General features: G+C 71.9%; 9 protein-coding genes. 3 read left to right on the top strand and 6 right to left on the bottom strand.

What is annotated here, in order from left to right:
- Position 1: 1 nt before the first annotated feature.
- A complete protein-coding gene (locus HNR10_RS28165; protein WP_179828750.1) occupies positions 2–1,225 on the bottom strand; it encodes a phytanoyl-CoA dioxygenase family protein in 1,224 nt (407 codons plus the stop codon).
- An 893-nt stretch (positions 1,226–2,118) separates the two neighbouring features.
- Between HNR10_RS28165 and HNR10_RS28160 the strand changes: the two genes are divergently transcribed.
- A complete protein-coding gene (locus tag HNR10_RS28160) occupies positions 2,119–2,985 on the top strand; it encodes an SAM-dependent methyltransferase (RefSeq protein WP_179828749.1) in 867 nt (288 codons plus the stop codon).
- Between the two features lie 90 nt (positions 2,986–3,075).
- On the opposite strand, the gene HNR10_RS28155 is transcribed toward HNR10_RS28160, so the two are convergent.
- A complete protein-coding gene (locus HNR10_RS28155; protein ID WP_179828748.1) occupies positions 3,076–4,029 on the bottom strand; it encodes an SAM-dependent methyltransferase in 954 nt (317 codons plus the stop codon).
- 299 nt (positions 4,030–4,328) lie between these two features.
- On the opposite strand from HNR10_RS28155, the gene HNR10_RS28150 reads away from it, so the two are divergent.
- On the top strand, positions 4,329–5,777 hold the full coding sequence (locus tag HNR10_RS28150) for a YcaO-like family protein (RefSeq protein ID WP_179828747.1): 1,449 nt from the start codon (positions 4,329–4,331) through the stop codon (positions 5,775–5,777).
- A gap of 328 nt (positions 5,778–6,105) precedes the next feature.
- On the opposite strand, the gene HNR10_RS28145 is transcribed toward HNR10_RS28150, so the two are convergent.
- The 4 genes from HNR10_RS28145 to HNR10_RS28130 all read right to left on the bottom strand — a co-directional run bounded on the left by HNR10_RS28145 (position 6,106) and on the right by HNR10_RS28130 (position 8,862).
- The gene (locus tag HNR10_RS28145) at positions 6,106–7,284 is read right to left on the bottom strand and encodes a GDSL-type esterase/lipase family protein (protein WP_179828746.1); all 1,179 of its coding nucleotides are present in this window, start codon (positions 7,282–7,284) and stop codon (positions 6,106–6,108) included.
- 214 nt (positions 7,285–7,498) lie between these two features.
- Entirely contained in the window at positions 7,499–8,068 is a 570-nt protein-coding gene (locus HNR10_RS28140) for a TetR/AcrR family transcriptional regulator (protein WP_179828745.1), read from the bottom strand.
- 130 nt (positions 8,069–8,198) lie between these two features.
- Positions 8,199–8,369, bottom strand: coding sequence for a hypothetical protein (locus HNR10_RS28135; RefSeq protein WP_179828743.1), 171 nt, complete (start codon positions 8,367–8,369; stop codon positions 8,199–8,201).
- Positions 8,370–8,484: 115 nt separating this feature from the next.
- On the bottom strand, positions 8,485–8,862 hold the full coding sequence (locus HNR10_RS28130) for a DUF1330 domain-containing protein (protein WP_179828741.1): 378 nt from the start codon (positions 8,860–8,862) through the stop codon (positions 8,485–8,487).
- 218 nt (positions 8,863–9,080) lie between these two features.
- Between HNR10_RS28130 and HNR10_RS28125 the strand changes: the two genes are divergently transcribed.
- Positions 9,081–10,607 carry an AMP-binding protein gene (locus HNR10_RS28125; RefSeq protein WP_179828739.1) on the top strand — a complete coding sequence of 509 codons (1,527 nt, stop codon included), beginning with the start codon at positions 9,081–9,083 and terminating at the stop codon, positions 10,605–10,607.
- The last annotated feature ends 123 nt before the right edge of the window (positions 10,608–10,730 follow it).

Here is a 10,730-nt window from a genome sequence, read left to right as displayed (position 1 = left end):
GTCATCTGTCCCGGAACCACTGCGTCTGTTCGAGTGCGATCTCCAGGTCGCCCTCGATCGCGAGCCGTCCGTCCGTCAGGGCCCGCGCCGGATCGAGCCGGCCTCCGACGATCTCCAGGTAGTCGCGGAACCCGGTGGTGATGGCGACGTCCGGCTTGTCCTCGCCGCCGGCGTCGATCCGGCAGTTCCCGCCGTTGACCGCCACCTGCCAGTGGTGGGCTCCGGTGGGCGAGGTGATCCGGTACTCGATGACCGCGCTGTCCCTGGTCGCGTGTTCCGGCCGGAAGCCGTCGCGCATGTTGTTGAACATCCCGGCCAGGACCACGTGCTCGCGGTCGTGGTCGGTCTGGACGGGGACGGAGACGAAGGGGGAGCCGTCGATGGCGGGCATCTCGCCGCCCAGGCGGTCGACCACGTCCACGCCCGTCGGCGGATCGACCCACGCGGTGGAGTCCCAGCCCCGCGTGAGCTCGTCCCATCCGGGCACGGATCCGTGCAGGTGGGGCAGCAGTGCGTCGGAGGGCAGCGCCTGGCCGGTCGACTGCCACCGGTAGTCGCCGGACAGGCGCAGGCCGTCGGTCCGGTTGGGCAGCGCGGCGTGCGCGGTCAGGCAGTGGAAGACGAGGACGTCGCCGACCCGGTAGTCGGTGGTGGCCCACCGCTCGTCGTCAGGGTCCACCTGGTGCAGCCGTGCGACGACGCCCTCGTTCTGCGAGCCGGTCAGGATCGACAGTCCGCCCAGGTCACGGGAGCAGTCGACGAACGGCACCCAGGAGGTGAACATGTCAGGGACGCCCTCGACCACGAAGTCCTGGTGGGTGTAGATGCCCGGTGTGGTGCCCATCCCGGTCGGCCAGACCAGCCGTCCGACCTTGCGCGGGTGGATGAAGACGTCCGGGCCGATCAGCCCGGCCATGACGCTGGTCAGTTCGGGCGAGTGCGGCAGGGCGTGGAAGTACTCCTGGCTCTGCAGCGCCGTGTATCCGCCGTAGAAGTTCTGGTTCTTGAAGTCGCGGGCGGGCGGCCGGAGGCGGGCCTGCTCCGGTGCCGGCCCGGGCTCCAGCCAGCCCTCGGCCTGGAGTTCGCGCAGGACGCGGGACGCGAGGGCGCGGATCGGCTCGGGGTCGAGCAGGCCCCGGAAGAACACGTAGCCGTCCCGGCGTATCCGGGTCCGGAGCAGGTCGGGGTCGTGGGCGATGTCGGACGAGTCCTTGAGTTCACGCATGAGTCCACCTCGTCAGCCGGGCAACGAATCCTCGACACGGTTTTCGGGCACGCCGAAGGAGGGTGTCGAAGGCAGTGTCAAGAGCAGCAGCGAACCGCCACCGAACAGTTTCTGAAATGACTGTCAGAGGGGCGATGAGCACACGCCACGGCCGCGGCCGACCCTCCGTTCCATCCTCACAACAAGCAGGGCTACCCGCTGAACAGATCTCCGCAAGAAATTCTCCCCATTGCGGCTCCGACCGTCACCGGAGCCAAGCACAGGTACATATTAGATAGACCGGATCCGGTGTCAACACCACGCCGCGACCTGCAAACCCCCGAAGAAAAGGCAGGTCAGGTGCCAGGATCATCAAAGGTCGATGGAAGTTTCCCTGAACCGCAGCTCAGTGCGTCGGAGGAATTTCCACTACGTGTCGTAGTCACACAGAGAGCGCACGTCAGCACGCGTGTCGCGCGAAGCGTCACCCCACGTCCGAGCCGCTTTGGCGGGCGTGGCCGGATCCGGCCAGCGAAGGTTCGGCACGCGGGGTTTTCGACTCCGGAGCGCGACCGAGCCTCCATTTAGTTGATCCTCGAACTACTTCCCAGAGTCCAATCACCCGCTGTCACACCTCGCTGAACTGCGAGAATCTGAAGCCGCCCGCGCAGAACCCGAAACGACGTGCACGCACACGCACACGCGCGCGAGCGCGACCGCGATCCGGCGGCAGCTCCGGTTCGACCACCGGCGCGCGGTCACTCGGGAAAGCCTGGCCGGAACGGGCCAGAACCGCTGTGAACGGTTTTATCTTGTTAGGCTGACAACCGTCGGACCGCCGGGACGAGCGGAGGACTTCATCGCCGAAATACTGGTGGCCCGAATTCTCTCATACCCTTCATCGAGGACAATTCTTGGAAGCGAATAGGCAGTCCCCGGAAATCGAGACCATCATCAAACAGTACGAGCAGCTGACAGCCGTTTCCGAAGTGATCCTCGGTGGCAACCTGCACGTCGGATACTGGCCCGACGGGGACCGGGGCAGTGGGTCCATGCGCGAGGCGACCGACCGGCTGACCGACCTTCTGGCGGAGGAACTCGACGCCCGCCCCGGGCAGCGGATCCTGGACGCCGGGTGCGGGACCGGCCGCCCCGCGCTGCGGTTGGCCCGCACCCGGCGAGTCGACCTGCTGGGCGTGGACATCAGCCCCGGCCATGTGAAGCAGACCACGGACCACGCCCGTGAGGAAGGGCTCTCCGACCAGGTCACGGCGGAGCAGGCGGACGTGATGGACCTGCCGTTCCCGGACGCCTCCTTCGACGCGGCCTGGGCCGTGGAGTCCCTTCCGCACGTGCCCGACCGCGTCCGCGCCCTCGGCGAGATCCGCCGGGTCCTGCGCCCGGGCGGTCGCGTCGTGTTCACCATCTGCGTCGAACGGCGGCCGGTGTCCGCGCCCGTGCGCGAGTTCCTCACCGACTACTACGACACCGTGAACGCCACCTATCCGCCGCTCGCCTCGGTTCCCGGCATGGTCGTCGACGCCGGGCTGGAGCTCGTGCGGCTCACCGACATCGGTGAGAACATCTTCTCCACGATGGCCCGGGTGAAGGAGGGCTTCGACGAGGCCGCGGAGGACCTGGAGAGTTCGGTCGGACTTCCGCGCGAGCGCACCGAGAAGATCGCCCGCTACGCCCTGCGGTTCGGTGAGCTGCCGGAGAGCGGCTACGCCGTGGTCGTCGCCCGGCGGCCGGTGACCTGGTCCTCGGTGGAACCGGGCTGACGCGGAGCCGGCGGGCGGGCGCGCACCGGGGTGCCGAGCGGGTGCGCGCCGCCGTCGGCCGGCCGTGACGGGTGTCCATGGCGTGGGCGCCTACGGGGTGGACGGCTCCGGGACGCGGGCGGTCAGGACCGTGACGGTCCCGCTCGGCGCGCCCACCGAACGCACGTCCGCGAACCCGCAGGCCTGCAGACGGCGCCGCACCGTCTCCGGCCCCCACGGGGTGACGCCGGACCTGGCCATCCGCCAGCGCACGACCGCCGCGTGCACGTCCGCTCCGCCGTCCGGCCCGCCCTCCCCGCTCTCATCGGGGTCGGCGGGCAGGGCGGTCGCGGCGATCACCCGGCCTCCGGGGCGCAGCGCCGCCCGGATCCGGGGCAGCGCCGCCTCGGTCACGTGGGGGGACAGGACGGACAGTGGGAGCCACGCCAGGTCGTAGCGACCGGTCTCGGACAGATCGGCGACGTCGAGCAGGCGCGTCTCGATCCGGTCGCGCAGTCCGCGCTCGGTCAGGTACCCCTCCGCCAGGCGCAGCGCACGCGCGTCCACGTCCAACCCGACCGCGCTGGACCCGGGGGCGCGCTCGACGACCGCGGCGGCGATCGCGCCGATCCCCGTTCCCACGTCGAGCAGGCGCAGGGATCCGCGGTCCAGCAGCTCGGCGAAGCCGGGGACCTGCTCGGCCAGGGCGTCGAGGAAGACCCGCATGTGCGCGCCGGACGACCGGCCGTCGGCGAGGAAGGCGGCGTCGTCGATCCGGTCGGGGGCCGTGCTGCCGTCGGCGGTGTCCGCGGCCAGGCGCAGCTGCTCCGCGATCCGGCGCGGGAAGGCCGCCGGGTCCCGCCGGGCTCCGAGCTCGGCCGCGTGGTCGGAGCGCAGCCGCCAGGCCCCGCCGTCGCGCTCGGCCCACCCGCACGCCGCCAGCAGCGCCCCGTGCTCGTCCGACAGACGGGCGTCGCCGACCGCCGAGGCGAGCGCGGCCAGCACCCACACCGCGTCGGACAGTTCGTCGACACGGCCCACCAGTTCGGTTCTCGCGTTCGCCATGGCGTGAGTGTGCCACTCGGCCGCCGTTCCCGCATCTTCGCAGACAGGCGCCACTATTCGTGTTCAAACATGATGGGCGCCATTGATTTGCCGCTTTCTTTCTCCCTTGTGCGCCGTGACAGGAACGGTGTGCTTGAGATAGGAATGCCCCAGCACGGAGGCCACTCCGCCGCTTTCATCCTGACTGTTAAGGAGTCGAATATGGCTTGCGCGTCTCTCATGATGTCCTCTCCGATCGACCCGACCGACGACGTGACCCCGGCGGTCGAGGAACTCGACGAGGAGACCGCGGAGTAACCATGGTGCGACCCGCATGGGTCCTCCCGGACGGGGAGCCGGCAGCCACGACCCGGCTCCCCGGCCCGGGGGACGCACGGTGGTCGGGGACGTTCGAACGCGAACTGACCCTGGCCGAGGCAGACCGGCAGATCCGGGCCGACATCGCCGCCCAGGGCTGGGTGTGGCGACACCGCTCGCTCGACGACACCGACCCCACCGCCGTCCAGTGCGCGCTGTGGGACGCCGGCGGGGCGGAGATCCCCTACGGCCTCGGCGCCGGCAAGGGTCCGGGCGCTCCGGCCCACGTGGGAGCGCGTTTCGAGGCGGTGGAACACGCGTTCACCGGCCCCACCGCCCTGGAGTCGCTCCCGGTCCGGCTCGTCGAGGCCACCGCGCTGGGCGAGGGCCCCTTCGCCGCCGACCGGGCGGTGCGCGACCTCGCTCGGCAGGACGGGGCGCGGGTGGCGTGTGTGCGCTACGAGGCGCTCGACGGCGGACCTGGCTTCGACGTTCCGGTGTACCTGTGGGCGCCCTGGTACCCGCCGCCGACCTCCAAGGCCACCGCGGTGCGGCGCGGCCTGGGCGACACGGCGGACTACCGGTCGGCGCTGGCCTACAGCGTCAACTCCGGCTGCGCCATCGGCGCCACCGGGGACGAGGCCCTGCTGCACGCCCTCAACGAGTGGGTGGAGCGCGACGCCTTCGCCCTGTTCCTGCTGCGATCGGTCTACGACCGCGGCCCCATGCCTCCGCAGGTCAACCGTACCGACCTGCCGCCGACGCTGCGGTCCCACCTGGACCGCGCGGAGGACCTGGTCGGCGGGCCGGTCACCCTCCTGGACCTGACCACCGACCTCGGCGTGCCCACCGTGATGGCCTACGGCCACCGGCCTTTCGGCGTCGAAGCGGGCGAGGGCGCGGGTGCGCGTACTGGTTCCGGCGCGGCGGCCGTGAAGCACCGCTACGGACTGGGCGCGTCGCTGTGGGGCGGCCTGGCCGCCGAACGCGCGATCACCGAGTTCGTGCAGGACGAACTGCTCTCCCGCATGGTGTCCGAACAGGTGGCCTCCGGCGACCGGTCCGAGCCGTACGCGGGTCTCATCGCCGACCACGACATCGACGCGCACGTGCGTGCCCGGCTCCGCGACCACCCGCGGCTGCTGGCCTGCGCGATGCTGGACTTCTCCGACCGCCTCCCGGAGGCGCCCCGGGGTCCGCTGCCGCGGGAGACCGTTCCACTGGGAACGCCGGTGCCCGACCAGCACGCGGCCGTGGTGGAGCGGATCACGGCCGCGGGACACCGGGTGGCGGCCCACCGGCTCCAGGTGTTGGCGCACGGCACGACGGTGGTCCAGGTGCAGTGCCCGGGGCTAGAGCGGTTCCACCTCGTCACGCAGGGGCACGTGGCCCTGCCCGGAGCACGCGGCCGCAGGTCGCGGGCCGTGGGCACGGAGCGGGACGCCGGGTGAGGAATTCGTGGCCGCGGTGTCGACTCAACGGTCGGCGGCCATTTCCGTGGTGGTGGCATCATGTCCGCACACCGGGCCGTCCGCGCCTTCACACCGGATGGACCGACCTTGAACTATCGTGCCGGCCGATCCGCACCCGTGTCTTTGTCCGCGAGCCGGGAAGCGACACATCAATGGGTACCGCGTTCCCTTTCCGGCGGAATGACGCTGGGAGCACGGAGGACACCCGCGACCGCTGACGGCAGGAGGCGGGCGGGCACACCCGGCGCCATGGCCGATGGCAGCGGCGACGGCGACGGCGACCGGGCGGTGAGCCCCGCCCTGCCGCTCAGGCGTCGGTGGCGAACGGCCCGCCGGCACGAAAGGCCCGCTCCGCGAAGCGCTCACCGATGAGCCGGTGCGCGGCCGCGTCCGGGTGGAGCCGGTCGGGCAGCGGCAGCTCGGCGTGGTCGGCCTCTCCGTACAGGTCGCGGCCGTCGAGGTAGTGCAGGTGCGCGTCCTGTTCGGCCCGCTGCTTCACGATGCGGTCGAGTTCGTCCCGGATCACCGTGAGGGTCAGCCTCCCGGCCGCCCGGTCCGCGGGGTCGCCCGTGGCCCTGAACCGCAGCTTTCCGCTGCTCAGTGCCTCGGTGTCGAAGGCGCCCGGCCCCGGGGTGTCCTCGTGGATGGGGCACAGCAGCGCCGAGACGACCAGGAGCGGCGTGTCGGGATGACCTTCCCTGATGGTGTCGAGGAAGCCGTGCACCGCCGGGGCGAAGGCGCGCAGCCGCATCAGGTCGGCGTTGACGATGTTGATGCCGATCTTGACGCTGATCAGGTCCGCGGGGGTGTCACGCATCGTCCGGGCGGTGAACGGGTCGAGCAGGGCGCTGCCGCTCAGGCCCAGGTTGACCAGTTCCACCCCGGCCCGGAAGGCGGCCAGCGCGGGACAGGTGGTGGTGGGGCTCGCGGCGTTGGACCCGTGGCTGATCGAACTGCCGTGGTGCAGCCACACCCTGCGGCCCCGGTCGGGGACCGGTTCGACGGGTGCGTCGGTGCGCAGGGCGACCAGCTCCGTGGTCTCGTTGTGCGGCAGCCAGACCTCGACGTCCTTGACGCCCTCGGGCAGGCGCGCGAAGCGGGCGACGCCGACGGGGCCGGGCCGCAGCTCCGCGGCTCCGGTGGCCAGGTGGACGACCAGGGTGTTGCCGCCCGCCACGTTGACCTGATCGGCCAGGTGCCCGTCGACGACCAGGTCGTAGACGCCGTCCGGGCGGGGCGGGGCTCCCACGTGGACGCGCTTGGTCGGCAGCGTGTCCAGTTCGACGGCGGTGGCCCGGGTGCGGAAGGCCAACCGCACGCCCGACGGCTGGGACTCGGCCATCGCCACCTGCGCGTCGCCGCTCTGGTGGCGGGCCCAGGCGGGCAGCCGGTGCGGGAGCACGCCGTGTTCGGTGTGTTCCAGGTCGAGGGCGCCCCGCAGCAGGTCGGTGACGGGTGTGGTGATCCAGTGCTGTTCTGTGCTCATCGTTCTCTGCCTGTGGGTGTCGTGTGCGGTCTGCGCCCCGCGCGGTGTGCGCGGTGCACACGAGGCTCGTGGTGTGCGCGAAGCGCGTGGTGCGCATGGCGGGCGAGGCGTGCGCGACCCGCATGGTCCACGAGGTGTGCGCGTGGCACGTGGCCCGGACCTGTGGTGCGCATGGTGCGCGCGGTGCACGTTGGTGGCTTCGCCGGGGCTGCGCTCAGGGCGTGGGCCAGTTGCGGAGCAGGGTGTCGAGGGCGTCCATGGCCCGTGACCAGCTCTCCTGCGACTCTGGGGCGCTGTGGCTGAACCCGCCCCCCGCCTCCAGGCTCACGTAGCCGTAGAAGACGCTGCCCAGCAGTCGGACGGCGTGCGTGTGCTCCGCTTCCGGGAGGTCGTAGCCGCGCAGGATCGACCGCGTCATCCGGGTGTGCCTGGGCCCCGCGCTCGCCGGCGCCGTCTCCGGGTCGAGTCTGAACTGCGCCGCGGCGTAGCGGCCGGGATGCTCACGGGCGTAGTCGCGGTAGGCGTTGGCCAGCGCGACGAGGGCGTCCTTGCCGGAACGGCCGGCGACGGCGTCGGCGGCGCGGTCCGCGAGTTCCTCCAGTGCGAGCAGGGCGATCCTGGTCCTGAGGTCGTGGGAGTTCCTCACGTGCGAGTACAGGCTCGCGACCTTGACGTCGAAGCGCCTGGCCAGCGCCGAGACGGTCACCTGGTCGAACCCGGCCTCATCGGCGAGCTCCGCCCCCGCCCGAGTCAGGCGTTCGCCGCTCAGTCCGGCCCGTGCCATGCCCCCACCCCCTTCGCCTAGTTCCCTAGGGATTCTCCCTAAAGCCTTTAGGTACTTCCTGCCACACTATAGGAAGATGTGGGCACACCGAAGGACCCGGCCATGAGAGGAGGCGCACATGGGGCCCGGTCTAGCCGAGCAGTTCGAACAGCAGGATGAGCAGGCCGATCCCGACCATCGCGACGAGGATGATGTAGCAGCCCACCGCGCCCGTGCTCCCCGGGTCGCGCGTGGGACCACGGTGGATGTCGTTCGCGCCCTTGCCCCGATCCGGGCGGCGGCGCGGCTTCTTCTTGGGCATCCCCCGCTCCCTTCCCTTGGGCGGGAGCCTAACCCGCGGCCCGCCGGTGGGCCAGGGCCGCTGACGGCCGTGTCCGGCACCGGCGGGAACGCGCGGCGAAGGAATCCGCGGACGGTCAGGAGTCGCGGCGCGAACCCCAGGGCGTGGTGGGCTGGAGCACGGCCTCCGACAGGGCGTTGGTGCGCAGGTGGGTGATCTTCTGGTACTCCGGGTCGGCGATCATGCGGCCGAACACCTCGCGGCTCGGATAGCGCACGACCAGGACCGCGTCCCAGTCCTGACCGTCCTCGGCGACCAGGGGCGCCAGCCCGTCACCGGCGTAGAGCAGTTCCGCCCCGTACTTCTTCAGGAAGCGGCCCGCCTTGCGCGAGTACTCCTCATAGGACGCGCGTCCACCGGGGGCGAAGCGTAGGAGGTTGAGCATGACGACGGGCCCTTCCCGCCCGTCGGCGAGCAGGTCCTTGAGAGCGCTTCCTGAGGGGTCGACGGCCATCGGTGGCTCCTTGTGTCGGGATCGGCAGGTCGGGGGCCGCCGGGCACGCGGGGTTCGCGATGCGCGCCGGCGCCTCCGAGCACCAGGATTTCATACCGTCCAGTCGGTATCCACCCTTCGACCTCCCCTCCTCGCGACCTCCCTCTCCCCCGTCCCCTCCGGCACCGTGTGGTGTACTGGCTCGCGACCGGGCGCGGACGAGGGACGGGAACAGAAGCATGCTGCTGGGTGCCGCTGCGGACCACGGACTCGCGGTGCGGGTCGGCGACGAGGGACTCGACCGTGAGGCCCTCTGGGCGGCGGCCGCCGCCGTGGCGGAGCGGATCGCCGGAGCCGGAGCCGTCGCCGTGCACGGCGAGGCCTCGCTGCGCACGGTCGTCGCGGTCGTCGGCGGCCTGCTGGCCGGCGTGCCCGTGGTGCCGGTCCCGGCCGACTCCGGATTCGCCGAGCGCCGCCACATCGTGCGCGACTCGGGTGCCGCCCTGTGGCTGGGGCGACCCCAGGAGGGCGTCGACGTGCCCGTACTCCCCGTCGACCCGTCCGAGCGCTCCGGCTACTCGCTCCCCGAGCCCCCGCCCGAGGCCACCGCGCTGATCATGTACACCTCCGGCACAACGGGACCTCCCAAGGGCGTCGTCCTGTCCCGGCGGGCCGTGGCAGCCGACCTGGACGCGCTCGCCGACGCGTGGTCCTGGACGGCGGACGACGTCCTGGTGCACGGCCTGCCGCTGTTCCACGTGCACGGCCTGGTCCTGGGCCTGCTCGGCGCGCTGCGTGTGGGCAGCCCGCTGCTGCACACGGTCCGGCCCACCCCGGGCGCCTACGCCGCCGCGGCACGCGCGATCGACGGCCTCGACCGTTCCGGCGGTTCCGGGCTCTCCGGCGGTTCCAACGGCCTCGGTCGTTCCGGCGGTTCCGGCGGCCTCGGCGGCCCCACCGGGGCCGCCTCCCCCGGCGCGGGCCGTGGACGGCGCCGGTCGGGACTGTTCTTCGGTGTGCCGACCGTGTGGTCGCGGATCGTCCGCGACGGTGCCGCCGCCCGTGACCTGGCCGGCGCGCGCCTGCTGGTCTCGGGCAGTGCGTCGCTCCCCGACCCGGTGGCCGAGGGCCTGCGGGCGGCGACCGGGCACATCCCGGTCGAGCGGTACGGCATGACGGAGTCGCTGATCACCCTCGCCGCACGCGCCGACGCACCGCGCCGCACCGGCTGGGTGGGCACCGCGCTGACCGGCGTCGAGACACGGCTGCGCGGTGAGCACGGGGAGCCGGTGCCGTCCGACGGCGAGAGCATCGGCGAGCTCCAGGTGCGCGGAGCGACCCTCTTCGACGGGTACCTCCACCTGCCGGAGGCCACGGCGGCGGCCTGGACGGACGACGGCTGGTTCCGCACGGGCGACGCGGTGGTCCTCGACGAGCAGGGCCGGCACCGGGTGGTGGGGCGCATGTCGGTCGACATGATCAAGTCCGGCGGCTACCGGATCGGCGCGGGCGAGGTCGAGTCGGTGCTGCTCGGCCACCCCGCCGTACGCGAGGCGGCCGTGGTGGGCGAGGCCGACGACGACCTGGGTCAGCGCATCGTCGCCTACCTGGTCGGCGACGGCATCGACCCGGCCGCGGTGATCGAGTTCGTGGCCGCGCGGCTGTCGGTGCACAAGCGCCCGCGCGAGGTCCGGGTGGTCGACGCTCTGCCGCGCAACGCCATGGGCAAGGTGCAGAAGAAGCTCCTGCACGGGACGGGCCGCTGAGGGACGCGCCACCGTGGACCGGCTGGTCGGGTGCGGGCCGGAGGCGAGCCGAAGGCAGGCCGGGGACAGATACAAGCCTTGACCATCAGGGTAAACATGGTTTACACCTGAGGAGGCAAGGTT

Source organism: Nocardiopsis aegyptia (genome assembly GCF_013410755.1).
Lineage (GTDB): Bacteria > Actinomycetota > Actinomycetes > Streptosporangiales > Streptosporangiaceae > Nocardiopsis > Nocardiopsis aegyptia.
The sequence above is the reverse complement of the archived record's forward strand: the minus strand, read 5'-3'. Positions and strand labels throughout refer to the sequence as shown.

What these genes read in the sequence shown, in the direction of transcription:
- HNR10_RS28165 (WP_179828750.1), bottom strand. Translation starts at nt 1,225, where the DNA reads ATGCGTGAACTCAAGGACTCGTCCGACATCGCCCACGACCCCGACCTG.
- HNR10_RS28155 (WP_179828748.1), bottom strand. Translation starts at nt 4,029, where the DNA reads ATGGCGAACGCGAGAACCGAACTGGTGGGCCGTGTCGACGAACTGTCC.
- HNR10_RS28150 (WP_179828747.1), top strand. Translation starts at nt 4,329, where the DNA reads ATGGTGCGACCCGCATGGGTCCTCCCGGACGGGGAGCCGGCAGCCACG.
- HNR10_RS28145 (WP_179828746.1), bottom strand. Translation starts at nt 7,284, where the DNA reads ATGAGCACAGAACAGCACTGGATCACCACACCCGTCACCGACCTGCTG.
- HNR10_RS28140 (WP_179828745.1), bottom strand. Translation starts at nt 8,068, where the DNA reads ATGGCACGGGCCGGACTGAGCGGCGAACGCCTGACTCGGGCGGGGGCG.
- HNR10_RS28135 (WP_179828743.1), bottom strand. Translation starts at nt 8,369, where the DNA reads ATGCCCAAGAAGAAGCCGCGCCGCCGCCCGGATCGGGGCAAGGGCGCG.
- HNR10_RS28130 (WP_179828741.1), bottom strand. Translation starts at nt 8,862, where the DNA reads ATGGCCGTCGACCCCTCAGGAAGCGCTCTCAAGGACCTGCTCGCCGAC.
- HNR10_RS28125 (WP_179828739.1), top strand. Translation starts at nt 9,081, where the DNA reads ATGCTGCTGGGTGCCGCTGCGGACCACGGACTCGCGGTGCGGGTCGGC.